The 18,764-nt window shown below is 38.9% G+C and carries 17 protein-coding genes; 6 read left to right on the forward strand and 11 right to left on the reverse strand.

Annotated elements, in window-relative coordinates:
• Positions 1 to 6: 6 nt before the first annotated feature.
• Entirely contained in the window at positions 7 to 993 is a 987-nt protein-coding gene (gene hlyD, locus ABN099_RS09915; protein ID WP_349463563.1) for a secretion protein HlyD, read from the reverse strand.
• A gap of 21 nt (positions 994 to 1,014) precedes the next feature.
• On the reverse strand, positions 1,015 to 1,704 hold the full coding sequence (gene cecR, locus ABN099_RS09920; RefSeq protein WP_349463564.1) for a transcriptional regulator CecR: 690 nt from the start codon (positions 1,702 to 1,704) through the stop codon (positions 1,015 to 1,017).
• Positions 1,705 to 2,019: 315 nt separating this feature from the next.
• Here cecR and rhlE point away from each other — a divergent pair, with 315 nt between their 5' ends.
• The 3 genes from rhlE to ABN099_RS09935 all read left to right on the forward strand — a co-directional run bounded on the left by rhlE (position 2,020) and on the right by ABN099_RS09935 (position 4,859).
• The gene (gene rhlE, locus ABN099_RS09925) at positions 2,020 to 3,447 is read left to right on the forward strand and encodes an ATP-dependent RNA helicase RhlE (RefSeq protein WP_349463565.1); all 1,428 of its coding nucleotides are present in this window, start codon (positions 2,020 to 2,022) and stop codon (positions 3,445 to 3,447) included.
• Positions 3,448 to 3,456: 9 nt separating this feature from the next.
• Positions 3,457 to 4,389, forward strand: a complete 933-nt coding sequence (gene dusC, locus ABN099_RS09930) for a tRNA dihydrouridine(16) synthase DusC (protein WP_349463566.1) — start codon at positions 3,457 to 3,459, stop codon at positions 4,387 to 4,389.
• A 221-nt stretch (positions 4,390 to 4,610) separates the two neighbouring features.
• Positions 4,611 to 4,859 (forward strand): GlsB/YeaQ/YmgE family stress response membrane protein, encoded by a 249-nt coding sequence (locus tag ABN099_RS09935; protein WP_349463568.1) that lies wholly within the window; start codon positions 4,611 to 4,613, stop codon positions 4,857 to 4,859.
• A gap of 82 nt (positions 4,860 to 4,941) precedes the next feature.
• Here the strand turns inward: ABN099_RS09935 and sseA are convergent, their stop codons facing one another.
• The 4 genes from sseA to metC all read right to left on the reverse strand — a co-directional run bounded on the left by sseA (position 4,942) and on the right by metC (position 8,876).
• Positions 4,942 to 5,784, reverse strand: coding sequence for a 3-mercaptopyruvate sulfurtransferase (gene sseA / locus ABN099_RS09940; protein WP_349463569.1), 843 nt, complete (start codon positions 5,782 to 5,784; stop codon positions 4,942 to 4,944).
• A 13-nt stretch (positions 5,785 to 5,797) separates the two neighbouring features.
• Positions 5,798 to 5,986 carry a hypothetical protein gene (locus tag ABN099_RS09945; protein WP_349463806.1) on the reverse strand — a complete coding sequence of 63 codons (189 nt, stop codon included), beginning with the start codon at positions 5,984 to 5,986 and terminating at the stop codon, positions 5,798 to 5,800.
• A 313-nt stretch (positions 5,987 to 6,299) separates the two neighbouring features.
• The gene (gene dcuC / locus ABN099_RS09950) at positions 6,300 to 7,667 is read right to left on the reverse strand and encodes a C4-dicarboxylate transporter DcuC (protein WP_349463571.1); all 1,368 of its coding nucleotides are present in this window, start codon (positions 7,665 to 7,667) and stop codon (positions 6,300 to 6,302) included.
• Between the two features lie 33 nt (positions 7,668 to 7,700).
• Positions 7,701 to 8,876, reverse strand: coding sequence for a cystathionine beta-lyase (gene metC / locus ABN099_RS09955; RefSeq protein WP_349463573.1), 1,176 nt, complete (start codon positions 8,874 to 8,876; stop codon positions 7,701 to 7,703).
• A 401-nt stretch (positions 8,877 to 9,277) separates the two neighbouring features.
• Here metC and purB point away from each other — a divergent pair, with 401 nt between their 5' ends.
• Positions 9,278 to 10,645, forward strand: a complete 1,368-nt coding sequence (gene purB / locus ABN099_RS09960; protein WP_349463574.1) for an adenylosuccinate lyase — start codon at positions 9,278 to 9,280, stop codon at positions 10,643 to 10,645.
• Between the two features lie 81 nt (positions 10,646 to 10,726).
• Positions 10,727 to 12,100: an MmgE/PrpD family protein gene (locus ABN099_RS09965; RefSeq protein WP_349463575.1), complete on the forward strand. Its 1,374-nt coding sequence runs from the start codon at positions 10,727 to 10,729 to the stop codon at positions 12,098 to 12,100.
• 62 nt (positions 12,101 to 12,162) lie between these two features.
• Here ABN099_RS09965 and fabZ read toward each other — a convergent pair whose 3' ends face one another.
• The 3 genes from fabZ to ABN099_RS09980 all read right to left on the reverse strand — a co-directional run bounded on the left by fabZ (position 12,163) and on the right by ABN099_RS09980 (position 14,507).
• A complete protein-coding gene (fabZ, locus tag ABN099_RS09970) occupies positions 12,163 to 12,588 on the reverse strand; it encodes a 3-hydroxyacyl-ACP dehydratase FabZ (protein WP_349463576.1) in 426 nt (141 codons plus the stop codon).
• Between the two features lie 50 nt (positions 12,589 to 12,638).
• A complete protein-coding gene (locus tag ABN099_RS09975) occupies positions 12,639 to 13,520 on the reverse strand; it encodes a dihydrodipicolinate synthase family protein (RefSeq protein ID WP_349463577.1) in 882 nt (293 codons plus the stop codon).
• Positions 13,521 to 13,598: 78 nt separating this feature from the next.
• Positions 13,599 to 14,507 (reverse strand): LysR family transcriptional regulator, encoded by a 909-nt coding sequence (locus ABN099_RS09980; RefSeq protein ID WP_349463578.1) that lies wholly within the window; start codon positions 14,505 to 14,507, stop codon positions 13,599 to 13,601.
• A 257-nt stretch (positions 14,508 to 14,764) separates the two neighbouring features.
• Here ABN099_RS09980 and dinG point away from each other — a divergent pair, with 257 nt between their 5' ends.
• The gene (gene dinG, locus ABN099_RS09985; RefSeq protein WP_349463580.1) at positions 14,765 to 16,876 is read left to right on the forward strand and encodes an ATP-dependent DNA helicase DinG; all 2,112 of its coding nucleotides are present in this window, start codon (positions 14,765 to 14,767) and stop codon (positions 16,874 to 16,876) included.
• Positions 16,877 to 16,935: 59 nt separating this feature from the next.
• On the opposite strand, the gene dps is transcribed toward dinG, so the two are convergent.
• A complete protein-coding gene (gene dps, locus ABN099_RS09990) occupies positions 16,936 to 17,442 on the reverse strand; it encodes a DNA starvation/stationary phase protection protein Dps (protein WP_349463581.1) in 507 nt (168 codons plus the stop codon).
• Positions 17,443 to 17,706: 264 nt separating this feature from the next.
• Positions 17,707 to 18,597, reverse strand: coding sequence for a threonine/homoserine exporter RhtA (rhtA, locus tag ABN099_RS09995; RefSeq protein WP_349463583.1), 891 nt, complete (start codon positions 18,595 to 18,597; stop codon positions 17,707 to 17,709).
• Between the last annotated feature and the right edge of the window lie 167 nt (positions 18,598 to 18,764).

An 18,764-nucleotide genomic window follows, 5' to 3' on the forward strand; every position in this document is an offset into this window, starting at 1 on the left:
CCACCATTAATGTGTGGGGGCAAATTTTAAGGTAACCGGCATTCCTTGGCGTAAAGCGTCATCTGCATCAGTAACAACAACTCTTATTCGATAGACAAGACTGGTTCTAAGCTCTGGTGTTTCGACACTTTTGGGGGTGAACTCAGCCGTTGGAGAGACAAAACCAATAGTGCCATGATAAGGCTTATCTTTACGGTTATCGGTGTAAAGATAGATCTCTCGATTGGGAATTGCTTCACCTAAATGTGCTTCGCTAATATAGGCTCTTACCCAAACAGGATTGGTTAAAGAGAGGGTAAAAACAGTACTACCTGCGGGTAAAATAGTACCAGGTTCTACTGCGCGAGTGAGTACTGTACCTGCAGATGGTGAGATTAATTTAGTATCTTGAAGATTGAGTTCAGCTTGTGCAACTCCTGCTTTGGCTTGCATTACTAACCCTTGGGCTGAGGCAATGTCTTCTTTACGATAACCATTTTGATATTGATTTAGTTTATCTTGCGCTGCTTTTAATGCCGCAGCTGCTTGATTGCGATTATTTCTCGCACTATCTAAATCGTTGGCTGAAATCACTTTGCGATTAGCTAAATCTTGTTGGCGTTTATAAAAATTATCCGCATATTGCCAAGCGGCTTGCTTTAATGTCACATCAGATTGCGCTTGTGCTATCTCTTCTGTGCGATAACCCGCTTGCATTAATGCCAAAGAAGCAATAGCGCTGTCGCGTTCGCCATAAGCTTTATTGAGTGCGTTGATATAAGGTGCATCATCTAATTGACCTAATAGTTGCCCTTTTTCAATATGAGCACCTTCATCAACGTGTAAGGCATCAAGTTTGCCAGCAACACGAAAACTAAGATTCACTGTACGAATATCGACATTTCCATAGAGTACTAACTCAGGATCTTTGTTCTCTTCATAATAATAGATACCTGAGAAAATACCGATAATAATCATTAAGATAATAAAGACACTGACTTTTTTTATGTTCATAATAACTCTATTTGTATGTGATTATTTGTTAACGTAAATCTCTCTTAATCCGTTGAGCAGTATGGTGATATGTGTTTTTAAGGTATTAGAGATAACTTGATACTCATTTTTACCAATTCTATCCCATCCTGTTTGACGTAAGATAGTTTCTCTTACTAAACGAAATGATAACACTTCTCCTAAAATAGCGTGAGTATGCAACATTGTTGCTGGAAGCGTAGCATCTAAACCAATATACAACGCTAATAACTTATTTACACGAGTAAGAAGTGGAGATAATGCTTGCTGGTGGATTAATGAGTACGCCTCTGTTGGCACCAACTGCTCTCTAGCCATAATGCGGCTTAGGTGAATATTCTCTTTATCAAGCACAAGTTGTGCATATTGTAAAAAGCTATTGGTGATTAGGTCTTGCAGCAAAGAGAGATGTTCTGTGGGATTTGGACTCGCAAGAAATTCATCAAGCACAACAACCGTAGGTTCAAAATCAAGACGAATTAAATCGGCAATATGCTGTGCAACTGCAAGGTATAATCCCTCTTTTGAGCCAAAATAATAAGCAATTGCAGCAATATTTTGTTGTGCCGCCTGTGCAATTTGGCGTGTGGTTGCGCCATCGGGGCCATTTTTACCAAAAATTTCGCATGCAGCTTCTAATAATTGCTGTTTTGCGAGTTCACCCCGAGTCTTCTTCTGATGAGTGTCTGACATAGTAGAAGGTACCTTACTTAAGTAAAATGTAACAAAGTCATGATATTAAAACAGCGATAACAAACTGCATTATATTCGATGATATTGAGTAAAAGGAAAGATTTGTTACAAATAGTCGAATAAAGATGGCATATAATAAAAAATAATGATTTATTCTTAAAAATTATTTTTATATTCGGAAGATAGCAAAAACTGTTAAAATGGGTGTTATTAGGTTAACCTGACAAGGTTCATTCTCTTTCACCTATTGTGAAAGCCCGTCATTTTTAATTTCAATCACCGTGTTATACGTTCTGGTTGTAGGAGACTACTGTTTTGACCGATTTTACATCGCTTGGCTTAAGTGAGGCGCTGCTCCGCGCTATTGATGAGCAAGGGTATAAAACCCCAACCCCTATTCAACAGCAGGCGATAGAGCCGATTCTGGCGGGTAAGGACGTATTAGCAAGTGCGCAGACAGGTACAGGTAAAACGGCAGCGTTTACACTCCCAATACTAGAAAAACTGTCTAAATCTGCCGATAAAACCAAAGGCCGTCAGCCAGTTAAAGCATTGATTTTAACGCCAACACGTGAATTGGCTGCACAAATTGCAGAGAATGTAAAAGCCTATAGCCGCTATCTACCTATTCGTTCTTTAGTCGTCTTTGGGGGCGTTAGCATTAACCCACAAATGATGAAACTACGTGGTGGTGTTGATGTGTTAATCGCAACACCGGGGCGTTTACTCGATCTTGAACATCAAAATGCCGTTGATCTTTCTCGTGTTGAAATGCTGGTATTAGATGAAGCTGACCGTATGCTAGATATGGGCTTTATTCACGATATCCGTCGAGTAATTAATAAATTACCTAAAAAACGCCAGAATTTACTCTTTTCAGCGACGTTTTCTAAAGATATCACTGGGCTTGCAAATACATTACTCAATGATCCAATTAGTATTTCTGTTGCACCAAGAAACTCAGCCGCAGAATCCGTTGAACAACATGTTCATTTGGTTGATAAAAAACGTAAAGCTGAACTGTTATCTCACCTTATTGGTAAAGAAGATTGGTCACAGGTACTGATTTTTACGCGTACCAAACATGGTGCAAATAAACTGGCAGAACAGCTAAATTTAGATGGTATTAAATCTGCGGCTATCCACGGAAACAAAAGCCAAGGTGCGAGAACGCGTGCATTAGCTGATTTTAAAGATGGCAAACTAAAAGCATTAGTGGCAACCGATATTGCTGCTCGTGGATTAGATATCGATCAACTACCTTATGTAGTGAATTTTGAGTTACCACAAGTTGCTGAAGATTATGTTCACCGCATCGGTCGTACAGGACGTGCTGCTGCAACAGGTAAAGCAATCTCTTTGGTTTGTGTCGATGAACATGGGTTATTAGCAGATATCGAGCGTTTATTAAAACGTGAGATCCCTCGTTTAGCGCTAGAAGGTTATGATCCAGATCCTTCTATTAAAGCCGCGCCTTTACATAAAAAGCCTAAAAACAATACACCACGTAGAAGTGGTGGCGGTGGGCATGGTCGAGCTGATATTCGAGATAAAGATAATCGCAGCAATTCTCGTAAAGAGGGTGATAGCGAAGGTAAAGAAGCTGGACGCAATAAAGGCAAAGAAAACTACCGTAATAAAGATGGCTCTCGTACAGGTAAATTAGGGCCTCGCCGTTCACGTAAAAGTGATGAAGGTAGTGATAATCAAAGCCCTTGGTCAAAAGCTAGAAAAGAGTTCTGAGGCTAAAAAGTGCGAGTATTATTAGCGCCAATGGAGGGGGTTTTAGACCCCCTTGTTAGGGATTTACTGACCTCTGTTAATGATTATGACCTCTGCATTACTGAATTTGTTCGGGTCGTCAATTCATTGCTTCCATCTAAAGCATTTTATCGTTTATGTCCTGAATTACATAACCAAAGCCGCACTGCTAGCGGTACTTTAGTTCGTGTTCAATTATTGGGTCAAAGCCCTCAATGGCTTGCTGAAAATGCATTTAGAGCAACCTCTTTAGGTTCTTGGGGAATTGATCTTAATTGTGGTTGCCCATCAAAAACAGTCAATGGCAGTGGCGGTGGCGCTTCATTATTAAAGCAGCCAGAGTTAATTTATCAGGCAACAAAAGCGATACGCAGTGCGGTACCTTCAGAATTGCCCGTTTCAGTTAAAGTTAGATTAGGATGGGACTCATCAGAATCTAGCTATGAAATTGCAGATGCGGTGGTACAAGGTGGTGCAACAGAAATCACTATTCATGGTAGAACCAAAGAAGATGGTTATCGCGCCGATAAAATAGATTGGCAAGCTATTGGTGATATTCGTCAAAGGCTACCAATTCCTGTTATTGCTAATGGTGAAATTTGGGATCGTGAAAGTGCATTAGCCTGTTTATCTACAACAGGTTGTGATGCGGTAATGATTGGGCGAGGTGCGATGAATACCCCTAATTTAAGCCGTGTTGTAAAAGGCACTGAAACAAGAATGCCATGGAAAGAAGTAGAACAGCTATTAAAGCGATATATTCGGTTAGAAAAACGCGGTGATACAACTATTTACCATGCAGCACGTATTAAACAGTGGTTAGGTTATTTGCGTAAAGAGTATCAAGAAGCGGATGCATTATTTACCCAAGTACGCACATTAAAGACATCGCCTGAAATTGCGCTAGTAATAGAAGCGCTGTAGTTTGTGGTTTGATGTACTGTATAAAATAACGCCTAAAAATAGCCCAATTCAAAAGAAATTAGCGCAAAATATATTGCGCTATTTTTTGTCCTAATCTCTTAATCAAAAAATTTTTATTGATTAGAGTCAATTATTGGAAAAAAACACTATATCGTCTTACACTTAATAAGTGGTAAACATCTGTTTATGACGTTTATATCATGACTCTTTTAGGGGGAAATATGGGTGTATTAGCGTGGATTATTTTTGGTTTAATTGCCGGTGTTCTTGCAAAGTTTTTAATGCCGGGTTCTTATGATATTGGTCTTATATGGACATGTATTTTGGGTATTGTTGGTGCTGTTGTTGGTGGTGCTATCAGTAGCTTTTTTGGTAAAGGCAAAGTTGATGGCTTCAACTTTGGCAGCTTTATTGTCGCCGTGATTGGTGCGATAGTTGTTTTATATTTAGCGAAGATTTTTGCCAGTTAATCTAGCTTATAAATGTGCACCACAATAAATAGAATAAACCCGCAACTGCGGGTTTACTTTTTATTGAAATATACGTTAATTCTCAACACTCACAAGGCAATGCGCTATCGGCACCCCATTGCGCCCATGAACCATCATAAAGCGCGATAGATTGGCAACCCAATACGGTTAATGCTAAGAATAAAATAGACGCTGTCATGCCTGAACCACAGCTCACAATAATCGGTTGTGATAAATCTACCCCAGCTTGTTCAAAGTGCTTTCTTAGCTCATTACAGCTTTTTAACTTGCCATGTTCAACTAACCGATCCCAAGGTACATTTTTACTTTTTGGAATATGTCCACTGCGTAAACCTGGGCGAGGTTCTGGTGCACGACCATAAAATCTATCAGCAGAACGGGCATCAACCACTTGTCTCTGTTTAGTGGTTAAATTCTCATAGATCTGTTGTTGGTCTACTTTGCGTTGTGCATTGCGTTTAACAACAAAAGCAGAAGTTGCTGGTGTAATAGCGACATTACCTTGCTCTACTTTAAAGCCAGCATCAATCCACGCTTGTAAACCACCCGCTAAAATACGCACATTTTGACAACCTAATGTGGTGAATGTCCACCAGCCACGCGGTGCTGAAAATAAGTTACCCTGATCATAAAGAATAACGGTCGTGGTATTGGAAATACCTAATTGGGTGAGGGTTTCAGAAAATAGCGCATCTGAAGGCAGCATATGTGGCAACGTTGTGGTTTTATCTGCGACTTCATCAAGATTAAAAAAATGAGCCTGTGGAATATGGCGTTCGAGATAATGTTGCTGATAATTAATAGTTTGTGTTGGCATTGGTGCACTAACATCGAGGATCACGAGGTCGCTATCATTTTGATGTTCAAATAGCCATTGTGGGGTAACAAAGTAATCATATTCCATGGTGCAACCTCATTTATTTAGCAGAAGGTGAACTGTCTGGTATCGCTGGGAATTGTTGTGTTGGCGAAGCTTCTGGCTGGGGCTGTTTGGTTTCTATCGGTGTGGTAGAACGCGTATAAATATTTAAACCAGCAAGAAAAACACCACCAATCGATCCAAAGGCAAGTAGTGCGATAACAACGATAATTATTTTTTTCATAATGTTCATTTGCAGATGAATGTTGCGCAAAAGTATATCGAGATATGAAGTTGAAACAAGCACTAAGTCAGCATAAATAGGAAATAACATTAATAAAAGTGCTTAGGTTTTAGACAAAAAAAGGTGGTGAATGAGATAGCCATTGAATAATAAATAGGCTGTTTATTTGCATAAACAGCCTTAATTACAGTCAAAGTTACAATCAAAGGTTACAGTCAATGATAAGAAAAAGCCCCTTAAACTCAGGAGTAACAGAGTTTAAGGGCAAGGGGTAAAGCAATTTAAACTTCACTTACTACTTTATTTATGACTTTATCTACGAATAGAGGAACCAAAAGGTCATTGCTAAGTTTACCAGTGCAGCAACAGCCATAGGAATAGCGGTTCGTTTAACAATTTGGAACGGTGACACGTTGGCAATACCTGCAATGGCAACTATCGCCGCAGTGATAGGTGAAACAGTACGACCAAAGCTAGTCATAATTTGCATTGGTAGAATTAAGGTGATGACATCAACTTTTAAAAATGCAGCAATTTTTGGTGTTAATGCGGCAAATGAGAAGAATGCAGCATTACCAGAACCCATTAAGAATGCGGCTAATGCAAGAATAGCACTCATCACGATAATCATAGCGGCAATGCCAAAACCAGCATCTTGAGCAGAGGAAATCAGTGTATCTACCGCGCCACTTTTTAATAATCCATTGGCGAAGAATTCACCAGATACAATCAGTGATACCACTAAGACAAACTGTTTACCCATTCCTTCAAAGAACAACATAAAACTATTCATCACTGCTTTGGCATCGCGTAAGCGAACATATTCAAATAAAAGTGCAATCACAGTACTAATAATCATCGCTGTGGTGACTTCTAATTTAATATAAGGGTGTAATAGCGGACTAAACCCGATAATTAAAATTAATGGAATAACAGGTAATAGGGCATAAGAGAGTGGAATTTTACTACCTTCTTCTTTTACTGCATCAATAGTCGTTGGGTCAAAAATAAAACCTTCACGTTTATCCCACCAACGTTGAATAAAGAAGTGGGTAATCGCAACCGCAATAATAATAGGAATAGTGATAGGTAATTGGTGTTGGACAAAATAGACCGCAGGTTCAATATCCGCGGTTTTTGCCGCCATAATAACGTTACCAGAACCGGGTCCGTGGTCAATAAACTGACAGCATCCGATAACCGCTAATGCTGAAAGTGGGCTAATACCTGACCGAATTAAAATAGGGTACATGGTTACCATTAACAGCATGCCTAAACCAGCATGGCTAGGGATAAAAATAACCAAAATTTGGGTAACTAAAAATGAGATAACTAATAGCAAATAGGGTGATTTAATTGCTTTTAGCGGTTTTTCAAAAATGGCAAATAAAGCACGACTCGCACCTACATGTTCCATATAGCGTGAAAAACCCGCAATTGCCATTAACGTTAAACCTAACCCCGCTAAACGAGAGCTCATAATATCGGTAAAGATTTGGAAAACATCAAAATATTTAAATTGAGTTGATTTGTTTTCCGGTAATAACGGATTGAGATCGAGAGATGCTGTGAGGAGCAAAAGCAGCAAACCCCCCAGTAATAAGACTGGCTGAGGTTTATAACCCCGCGCCAGTAAATAAACGACCAGCGCTGTTACCAGCGCGGCAATGATTAAGCCTGTCATAGTAAATTCCCCGGTTGTGATGCAATATTCTTGTTATTGGTTTAATGCTAAAAATGCTTGTGTAATATCGGCAATAAGGTCGTCAGTTGCTTCAAGTCCAATATGTAAACGTACAAAAGGTCCATGACCTTCACGCCAATCTGATGCTGTTCTTGCACCGACAACGTTGGCGGGTAATGCAAGGCTCTCAAATCCGCCCCAAGAAGCACCAATACCAAATAAATCAAGTGCATCAATAAATTGCTCAGATTGCTTTGTGGTGTATTGTTTTTTAAATTCAATGGTTAATAGACCGTTGCTACCTTTACAGTCACGTTTCCATAAATCATGACGAGGATGATTAGGTAGTTCTGGGAACCATACTTTTTCGACTTCAGGGCGGGTTTCTAACCATTGGGCAATGGTTAAAGCGGATTTACCATGTGCAGCAATACGCTGACCTAATGTTCTCATTCCTCGTAATACCAATGCGGCATCATCTGGGCTGCTGGCTTGACCCAAGGCTTCAGGTAAAGCGCCAATTTTCTGCCATGCTTTTTCATTAGCAACCATAATGCCCATCATCACATCGGAGTGACCGCATAAATATTTTGTCGCAGCAATAATAGAAACATCAGCGCCTAACTCTAGTGGGTTATAAAGCCAAGCGGATCCCCAAGTATTATCAACGCCTACGGGAATATCTCTTTCATGAGCAATACGACAAATTTCTGGCAAATCCAGCATTTCATAAAGTAATGAACCCGGAGATTCGACAAAAATGAGCTGAGTATTTGGTTGAATTTTTTGCTCAAAATCTGAGCCGTCGGTTTTAAAGAAGCTGTAAGCAATATTGTTAGGTTCTAAAAATGCTGAGGCGATTTTACGAACAGGCTCATAAACTGAATCTGCAAATAAAACATGACCACCATTACGTGCATATCCCATAATCGTTACCGCGATAGCCGCAAGCCCTGTAGGAAATAACTGAGCACGATGCCCGCCTTCGAGTTCAGTAACTAAAGCTTCAAGCGCAAAGGCAGTTTCTGTGCCACGAGCGCCATAGCTTAAAACTCGCTCTGTTGCACGGCGATCACGCACATCACGCCAGCTTTTAATTGAGTCAAAAACGATGGTGCTAGCTCTCATTACAGGAGGATTAATGGGACCTGAAGTTTTAATTTCTTGGCGTCCACTGTGTATAAGCGTTGTCTGTTTATTCTGTTTCATTATTAATATCTCCGAATATAAAAATAGAGTTCCCTGGTAATTAAATAAAAGGTTTAATTACTCTCTGTGCTTTGTGTTTCTATTATTTATAACAAACTTATTTATTCTTAAAATATCTATTTTCTAAAAAAGATGATCTTGCTCTAACTTTTTAGCATTAATTATTCTAATTAAATCTTAAATAACACTTAAGAATTAAAAGTTATAACTAATAAGTAAATGATGATTCATAACTTATTGAATTAATGCTATTTTTTAATTGATTAGAAATATTTTAAATTAGATTAAAATTATCAAAGTGTTTTTTCTTTAATTCTATTGCATAAATAAAATAACAAACCAATAAGTCATTTTATTTAAAAAGTGATTTTTTAATTATTATTTTCACAGGGGAAAATATTATGGGTACTAGCGTATTTGATTCGGTTTTATTAAAGAATTTATGGTCTACACAAGAGATGCGAACTATTTTTTCAGATAAAACAAGAATGCAAAATTGGCTTGATTATGAAGCGGCTTTAGCAATTGAACAGGCAAATTTAGGTTTGATCCCCAAAGAGGCGGCAGAGGTTATTGCGGATACCGCAAAACTTGAAAAGCTGGATATGGATTATGTATTAGAACAAGTTCGTCTTACACGCCATCCATTAGTGCCTACAATTCGCGGATTAGAACATGCTTGCCCTGAACATTATGGCGAATATGTTCATTTTGGACCCACCACACAAGACGTTATTGACACAGGATTAGTGCTACAACTTAAAGATGCACACCAAACTTTTCTACGTGATATCAAAATTTTAGGGCGTTCTTTATTATCACTGAGTGAAACACATCGTAATACACCTATGGTTGGGCGGACTTTAGCGTTGCAAGCACTACCGATTACGTTTGGTCATAAAACCGCTATTTGGTTAACAGAGCTCGCGCGTCATTATCAGCGTCTTAAAGAAGTTGAACCTCGTTTATTTGTGGGAAGTGTTGTCGGTGCAGTGGGTACAAAAGCCTCTTTAAGTGACAAAGCGGATGAGCTCGAAGCGCGCGTTTTAAAACGTTTAGGTTTAGGTGTACCAGAAATATCATGGCAACCAGCACGTGATAGATTTAGTGAATATGGCATGGTAATGGGATTAATTAGTGGTACTTTAGGTAAAATTGCTAATGAAATATTGTTATTAGCTCATAATGAAGTCGATGAACTTTCAGAGGCATTTAGTAAAGGACAAGTGGGATCTTCAACGATGCCACATAAACGCAATCCGGCTATTGTTGAAAATGCCGCTTGTGTCAGTAATACCTTAAAAGCCAATTTATCTGTGCTAACCGATATGATGAAACATCAACATGAGCGTGATGGTGCCATTTGGAAAATGGAATGGAAAATCATGCCAGAAATGTGCCTGATGTTATCTGTTATTTTCGATAATATGAAAACAGTATTAGGTGGATTAAATGTTCATGTTGATAAAATGCGTTCCAATATGGATATTTTAGGCGGGTTTATGCTGGCTGAACGGGTAATGTTTGCTCTATCGGATAAAGCGGGCAAACAAACAGCGCATGAAATTGTGTATGAAGCGTCTATGTCAGGGCAAGAAGAGGGAATTACATTTGTTGAAGCCATTAATCGCGATACACGTATTCGTGATCACATTACACAAGAAGAGCTTGATGCACTGTTAGATCCAACCACTTATGTTGGTAATGCACCAGAACAAGTGAGCCGTGTTATTGAGCAAACTAAAGCGTCTGGTTGGTTAAATGATTAAGTGACTTTATAGAACTTAACCTTCTTATTATCTAAAAGCCGGTGAAATGCTGGCTTTTTCTTAATCGATTTCGAGGTGTTTATGACATTGAGTCAGCATTTAAGCCAGTTTATTACCACAACGACTTTTTCTGATTTACCCGCTCAAGTTATTAGCAGAGCAAAAATTCATTTGTTAGATACTTTAGGTGTTGCTTTAGCGGGAAGTGTGCAACAAAGTGCAATACAGGGGCGACAAGGTATTGCTTTTTTACCGGATAGCCAAGGCGATATTCCCATTTGGGGAAGCGCATTAACAGCGAGCACTACGATTGCCGCTTTAGCTAATGGCATTGCTGCTCATGCGTTAGATTTTGATGATACACATACTGATTCTATTGCTCATGGTAGTGCTGTTTTAACCCCCACCGCTTTTGCCTTAGGTGAATCAATTGGTGCATCGACAGAAGAAATTTTAACAGCGTGGATTGTTGGATGGGAAGTCGCAGCAAGAGTGGGCTTAGCAAGCCATAGTGGATTTCATCAACGCGGTTTTCATGCCACAGCAATAGCCGGAATTTTTGGTGCTACTGCTTGTGCTGCTTCTTTATTAAAACTAACTGCCGACCAGACAACCAATGCATTAGGGTTAACAGGAAGTCAAGCAGGGGGTGTTGCTGAATATTTAACCAATAGTTCCTCTTCAAAGTGCTTTCATGCAGGATGGGCGGCACAATCAGGTATTATTGCAGCCTCGCTTGCAAAAGGTGGAATGACAGGACCTGAAACCATATTTGAAGGTCGATATAGCCTTTATCATACTCATGGCATAAAAGCGCAAGCACAACCAGAACAAGTGGCGTTGGGATTAGGGGACGTGTGGGAATTTTTAAATGTTTCGATTAAACCGTATCCGGTTTGCCATTTTGCCCATGCAACGGTTGATTGTGGTCGTAGTTTATTAAAGCAGGGTATTAGTGCTGATGATATAAAAAGTGTGGAGTGTGTTGTTGATCCTGTCGCTGCGGCATTGATTTGTGAGCCACCAGAAACAAAATGGGCACCCACAACCGCTTATGGTGCAAAATTTAGTTTACCTTGGTTATTTGCCGCTGGATTTCTAGATGATGAACTTACGTTATCCTCGCTATTGCCTGAAAATTTGCAGCGTGAAGATATTCAAACTTTGGCAAAAAAAGTGAGCTATCGTTATCCTGAAAAAGGTGAAATTCCATTTCCTACTTATTTTCCGGGATTAATTTTTGTCACATTGAACAATGGTAAACAGATGACAGAGCGCTTGGATATTCAGTACGGTAATCCAAAAAATCCAATGACCGATGCTGATGTTGTTCACAAATTTTATGATAATGCCTCTTTGACCATAGAAACGCAGCAAGCGGTAAAATTGGTTGAGAAAGTATTAGCGTTTGAAAAGGTCACTATTTCAGAAATCACACAGTTATTGCTTGTTTAAGTGATCTCAGGGTTAACACTATTATTTTTAAAAGGATTGGTTCAATTTAACCAATCCTTTGTTTATTGCCTTGCACACATAAATTCGGATGTACATATAATGTTATCTCCGATACGCGCTATACCTGAAAAACTGACAATGGTTCGACGTTGGCGGCGAAATTGAATATCAAAGTGGAGTTGATCCCCTGCTTTTACCACATCATAAAAACGCGCATTCTTAATGCTAGCAAAATAACATTGCTGTCCTGTTGTCATCGGCGAAAGGTAATAATGCGCGAGAACGCCCGCCGCTTGAGCCATACTTTCAAGAAGTAATAAAGGAGGATAAAACTCACCATAAACAACAATATCATTAGTGGTGATATTTTTAAGCGCAGTTAATTTTCCCTCAGCTAATTCTAATGGTTCAGAAATTACGCTATCGATAAGTAAAAAAGGATAACGATGAGGTAATATTTCCATGATTTCTTTCACTGAAACGGACATACGACGCCTCCCATTGCGACAACAGAGTAAGACACTTTACAAAACAGGCGTTATTCTAGACTCGCAATAATTTGGCGTAAATCAGCTAAAGCTGATTCGTTTAAAGGTTCTTGCGGTAAAATAGGGTCGCCAACGTCAAATCCTTGAATATTTAGTGAGGCTTTAATACAAGATGCTAATGAATATTTAGTAAAGGCTTCATTGATTTGCCACATCTCTTTTTGCTTCGCTAATGCAGTATCAAAATCACCTTTAGTTGCCAGTTCATACAGTTCTACACACTGTTTTGGTAACACACAAGCAGGACCCGCCATCCAACCTACGCCACCTAGTTTTAACACTAACAATGGAATATGCGCTGATGCACTAAAGATTTTAACGCGTTCACCAAAGGTGTTTATCATGGTTAATAATCTGCCAGTATTACTGGAGGCATCTTTAATATATTCAATATTAGGAACATAGCTCAGTTCATTGAATAGTGATATTGGCAGCACATCACCTAATAATCCGGGATTAGTATAAATTGTCATTGATTTCTCAGGGAACGTTTCCGCAATAGTGCGGAAATAACCTGCTTGTGCGCTTTCGCTTAATGGATACATTTTTTGCGAAATCAGCACCATGCCATCTACACCAAGTTTGGCGTATTGCTCTGCTTGATAACAGGCATCGGCAGTTGAAAAGCCAGCAACTCCAGCAATAACAGGAACACGTCCTGCCACTTGATCAACGGTAATACGCACCACTTCATTACGCTGATCTTGTGAAAGATAGGCATACTCGCCAGTACTGCCTAGTGGGCTTAAACCATGAACACCACACTCGATAAGGTGCTCAATAAGACGGCGTAGTGAGGTTTCAAGAACCGTTCCTCTGTTTTGATCAATCGGGGAGACAAGATAAGGAAAAATACCATGAAAGTGAGTCATAATCGGTGTCCTATTTCATTTTTTTAGTGTGTTATTTACCGCAATTATTTATTTTTTAAGAGGAAAATATCTATTTGTTTAATCGTGTTGATGTGTAATATCAGCATGATTAATAACTTCATTTTGTTCGTTTTTTAACGAATCAAACAATATTTGGGCGGCTTTCGCAGGGCTATTGGAATTTAAATAAAGATTATAATGAATAGCAGGAAGTGCAGGTAATCCCTCTTTTTCGCCAAGAATACGCAAATCATCCCCTGAAAGCTCTATTGAACGCGCCATAATACCTAAACCTGCACGAACAGCAGCGCGAGCGCCTGAGAGCGTAGTGGCAATATAAGCAATGCGCCAACGAATACCTTGTTGATCAAGATGATTAATCATCATATCGCGATAAGTACTTGGTTCATCTAAAACGACTAATGGCAACGGTTCATCGAGATCAAATCTAAAGTGTTTTCCGCAATACCATAATGAAGGTGAAACACGTAAAACAATTTTCGGATAACCCACATGTGCTTCTGTGGAAATCACCAAATCAAGCTCGTTATTTTCTAACATCGACATAAGAAACGGGCTACGTTTAACAATAATTTCCATAATAAGACGAGGATAAGCGCCAGAAAATCGAGCTAATAAATCAGGTAAAATAGTGTTTGCGGTGTCGTCAGGAGAACCTATTTTTAAAATGCCATCTATCTCTTCATGCATGAGCGAAAGGCAAGCTTCATCGTTAAGTCGCAAAATACGTCTTGCATAGTTAAGTAACTGTATTCCTGCTTCAGTGAGGGTTTTATTGCGACCTTGACGTGCAAAGAGCTCTTTTCCTATCAGGGATTCAAGACGCTGCATTTGCTGGCTAACCGCAGACTGGGTACGGCAAACAGATTCAGCCGCCGCTGCAAATGTATTGCCATCAACAACGGCAACAAATGTTCTCAGTAAATCGAGCTCTAAGTTAAAGATAGGGCGCTTTGCAGAAGTCATTTTTATTATCTCTTCAAAAGGGTTGGTGTTGTGTGCTTTGCAAATGAAACAATCTATTTTTATCAAGCTATTTTAAGTATTACGTAAAGCGTTACTCATACTAGAAAGAGTTGAATTAATAATCTATAACTAAGCTCAATAATTTCGTAGTGTTACCCATAATTCGATGAAAAATGAGACGAAGAGAAGGTAACTACTGATTTTTATACAGTGTTATGAGACAATGACGCTCTTTTTTAATCAGCGATAGAGTGGTTATGTCCCTTTCTCAGTCCGTGAAAAATCAAATAAGTCAGTGGTATAAAGCCTTGCCAGAACATATTGACGGGTTTATTCCTCGTGCACCACAGCGCCAAATGATTGCTGAGGTTGCTAAGACTTTTTCAGATGATGCAGGACGCCATTTGGTGATAGAAGCACCAACGGGGGTAGGTAAAACACTCTCTTATCTTATTCCGGGAATTGCGATTAGCCGCGATGAGAAAAAACCGCTGATTATTAGTACGGCAAATGTGGCACTGCAAGATCAAATTTATAGTAAAGATCTGCCATTATTGAAGAAAATTATTCCTGATCTCACGTTTACGGGGGCATTTGGTCGTGGTCGTTATTTATGTCCCCGTAATTTAGCGGCAATTTGTGCTACAGAAGGTGAGCAAATCGACTTAATGTTCCTGCTTGAAGATAAAGTCGATATTGCAACCAGCGCAGAACGAGAAATTTGCCAAGAGTTAAAAAATGATTTCACCAGTTTTGGCTGGGATGGTTTACGAGATCACCATAAACGCGCATTAACAGACAGCTTATGGCGCAAAATTAGCACCGATAAAATGAACTGCTTAGGTCGCAATTGCCAATATTATCATCGCTGCCCCTTTTTTATTGCTCGCCGTGAAATTGATGAAGTTGACGTGGTCATTACCAATCACTCATTAGTTATGGCGGCAATGGAGAGTGAATCCGTTTTACCTGATGCTAAAAACTTACTCTTGGTACTTGATGAAGGACATCATATTCCTGATGTTGCAAGGGATGCGCTTGAAGTGGAAGGCGAAATTACACTGTTATCGTTAAATAGCCAGCTCGATAATATTACCCGACATGTCAGCCAATATTTAGCACAGTTTGTTCCTGTAAAACCCCCAAAATTAGCAGATCCTATTCGCTTTGATGCCCATATCGCAAAATTACGTGAAACGTATCAAGAAGTAGATACTTTTACTCGTGCTTTACTACCAGAGCGTAGTGAAAAAGATGAATATATTTTTCCTTTGGGGGAATTGCCTGAGCAACTATTATTATGTTGCCAGTCATTATTTAAACTAACAGATGGCTTGAAAATATTAGGTGAAGCTATCCTTAGCGATTTAACAGAGCGTACAGCTAAAGAAGATGTGGTGCGTTTACACCGGGCTATTTTAACCACCAGTAGAATGGTGGGTTATTTAGAAAATATGTCAAAGCTGTGGCGTTTAGCGACATTAGAGCAAACTTCTCAAGCACCAGTATCAAAATGGCTAACGCGCCGTTATGACAAAAAACAGTCTCATCTCTATTTTCATTGTGCGGGTATTCGTGTTAGTGAGCAGCTTATTCAGTTATTGTGGCGCAATATTCCGCATGTTGTGGTGACATCGGCAACGTTGCGCTCTTTAAATAGTTTTTCACGCATTCAAGAATTAACTGGGTTAAGTGAACAGTTTGATGATCGTTTTATAACCTTATCATCGCCATTTACTCATGAAAAACAGGGAAAACTCATTATTCCTAAAATGAGTTATGAGCCAACTATTCATAATGAAACTGAACATTTAAAAGAGATGGCACGGTATTTTCGCCAAGGAATGGAAGAAAATAACCACCGTGGGCAACTAGTGCTTTTTAGTAGCCAACGTGCGATGGAAGGATTTTTAGAAGAAGTTAAAGACTTACGTTTGTGCTTATTAGTGCAAGGCGATCAACCTCGTTATCGATTAGTTGAAACACACTGTAAGCGTATTGATGATGGTGACAATAGCGTATTAATTGGACTGCAATCTTTTGCCGAAGGATTAGATTTAAAAGGCGATTATTTAACACAGGTGCATATTCATAAAATAGCGTTTCCACCAGTCACCGACCCGGTTATTGTAACCGAAGGGGAGTGGCTAAAATCGCTGAAACGTTACCCTTTTGAAGTGCAAAGCTTACCTAGTGCATCGTTTAATCTTATTCAGCAAGTAGGAAGGTTGATTAGAAGTCACCATTGCCATGGTGAGATTATTATTTATGATAGACGCTTATTAACCAAAAATTATGGTTCTCGTTTATTAACGGCGCTTCCGGTATTTCCAATTTATCAGCCAGAAATTCCTAAAGAGAATAAATAAAAAGACTGCCTTTAATGACAGTCTTTTCAGGTAATAATAATGATTTTCTTACAGGTTTATTAATTTTCAATATTCGCTTCAAGGAACCATAAGAATTTATCAAGGTCACGTGAGGCAGCGGTAAACATATCTGCGGTGTCCTCATCTTCAACTTCATCAATGGCTTTACGAATATCGTTAGCAACAATCGTATAACGATCAGCCAATGCTGTTAAGTGCTCTTGCACATCATGAATGTCTAATGGATAAGCTTTCAGTGGTGTCTTTTTACTGACAGTTTGTGCTGTACCAAGTACGACACCGCCTAACTGTACAATACGCTCTGCGAAAGTATCGGTATGCTCATTAATGGTATCGCGAAAGCCATCAACCATTTCATGTACAGAAATAAAGTTTCTGCCACGCATATTCCAGTGAGCTTGTTTTGTGATGAGAGACAGGTCGATAAACTGAGTCACCATCTGCTGAAGTAATTCGATAGTGTGCAGTTTAACACTGTCATCAAGATTATTACGGGTATAAAGCAGGGTTGAAGGTGTGGATTTGACTAATTTAGCAGTACTCATAATCGTTCTCCCTAAATAATTAATAAATCAAAATCTTAATTTCTGATAATTATGATAGTGAATTATTAATGGTTAGTCTTATCGCTTAATACTATTAAATTGATAGGTTATCTCTTGTCAGAATCTAAACTATCTAAATAGTCTATTTAGGGTAAGTCAAAGATATTAAAATAGCAATGATAGCTCCGTAAAGTTATTATTAAATAAGTAAAAGGGACCTTACGATCCCTTTTTATTTTATGGTCAACTAAGTAAATTAATTATTTATTTTACTTCTTCAATTTTTGTCTTACTTTTCATGGTGGTGGTTGAACCAATAGATGCAAGAACAATAAATGCAAGGGCAACCCACTGTATTAAAGTAAGATGTTCATGAAGAAAAATAATACCAATAAATGCACCCATACAAGGCTCTAAGCTCATCAGCGTACCAAATGTTTTTGCGGGTAAGCGAGTCAGGGCAATCATTTCTAAGGTGTAAGGAAATGCAGTAGATAAAATTGCGATAGCGAGTGCAATAGGTAGGATAGACCAACTGAACATTAATTCTGGGTCGCTTTGCATTAATCCAATTGGGAAAAAGATAAATGCAGCAATTAAAGAGCCAATAGAAACCGTTGCGGTACCATAGCCTTTTCCTGCTCGTTGTCCGAATACGATATAGAGCGCCCAACCAACACCTGCACCTAAAGCATAAAGAATTCCAAGAGGATCAAGTCCATGAATATTATCGCCAATAGGTAATAATAATCCTAACCCGGCAATAACCAAGATAATCCAGACAAAATCGATGGCTCTACGTGAAGAGAACATTGCTACCGCTAATGGTCCAGTAAATTCTAGTGCAACGGCAATACCTAACGGGATAGTCTCTAATGCGAGATAGAACAGATAGTTCATTGCACCTAGTGATAAACCATATAAAAAAAGTGGCATTAATGATTCACGAGTAAACTTTATTCGCCATGGTTTAAAAATAAAAAATAGTATCAGAGTACCTAATAACAGTCGTAATGCGGTAACTGCAGGAGCACCAATAACGGGAAACAGGCTTTTGGCAAGAGATGCGCCACTTTGTATCGAAAGCATAGAAAGAAGCAAAAGAAGTACAGGGTAAAACACCTGTAATTTAGCTGAGTGCCTGGCTGACAACATCCTGATAAACCTCATCAATAATAAATCGTGTGTGTACCCTGTTACCCTATATAACAAAGGATCGCATAATATAAAATAAAATCACGATGTTTAATATAACTATTTATTATTTATTTTATTTAATTTATGTTTAGCCTTAATAAATTAAAATATTATGAAATGAGTTT

The organism is Proteus hauseri (genome assembly GCF_040139125.1).
Classification (GTDB): Bacteria; Pseudomonadota; Gammaproteobacteria; order Enterobacterales; family Enterobacteriaceae; genus Proteus; species Proteus hauseri_B.

Bases quoted from the DNA above. Each gene is read 5' to 3' on its own strand.
- purB (WP_349463574.1), top strand. From the start codon at position 9,278: ATGGGTACTAGCGTATTTGATTCGGTTTTATTAAAGAATTTATGGTCT.
- cecR (WP_349463564.1), bottom strand. From the start codon at position 1,704: ATGTCAGACACTCATCAGAAGAAGACTCGGGGTGAACTCGCAAAACAG.
- dps (WP_349463581.1), bottom strand. From the start codon at position 17,442: ATGAGTACTGCTAAATTAGTCAAATCCACACCTTCAACCCTGCTTTAT.
- ABN099_RS09975 (WP_349463577.1), bottom strand. From the start codon at position 13,520: ATGACTCACTTTCATGGTATTTTTCCTTATCTTGTCTCCCCGATTGAT.
- ABN099_RS09935 (WP_349463568.1), top strand. From the start codon at position 4,611: ATGGGTGTATTAGCGTGGATTATTTTTGGTTTAATTGCCGGTGTTCTT.
- dinG (WP_349463580.1), top strand. From the start codon at position 14,765: ATGTCCCTTTCTCAGTCCGTGAAAAATCAAATAAGTCAGTGGTATAAA.
- sseA (WP_349463569.1), bottom strand. From the start codon at position 5,784: ATGGAATATGATTACTTTGTTACCCCACAATGGCTATTTGAACATCAA.
- hlyD (WP_349463563.1), bottom strand. From the start codon at position 993: ATGAACATAAAAAAAGTCAGTGTCTTTATTATCTTAATGATTATTATC.
- rhtA (WP_349463583.1), bottom strand. From the start codon at position 18,597: ATGTTGTCAGCCAGGCACTCAGCTAAATTACAGGTGTTTTACCCTGTA.
- metC (WP_349463573.1), bottom strand. From the start codon at position 8,876: ATGAAACAGAATAAACAGACAACGCTTATACACAGTGGACGCCAAGAA.
- fabZ (WP_349463576.1), bottom strand. From the start codon at position 12,588: ATGTCCGTTTCAGTGAAAGAAATCATGGAAATATTACCTCATCGTTAT.
- ABN099_RS09965 (WP_349463575.1), top strand. From the start codon at position 10,727: ATGACATTGAGTCAGCATTTAAGCCAGTTTATTACCACAACGACTTTT.
- ABN099_RS09980 (WP_349463578.1), bottom strand. From the start codon at position 14,507: ATGACTTCTGCAAAGCGCCCTATCTTTAACTTAGAGCTCGATTTACTG.
- dcuC (WP_349463571.1), bottom strand. From the start codon at position 7,667: ATGACAGGCTTAATCATTGCCGCGCTGGTAACAGCGCTGGTCGTTTAT.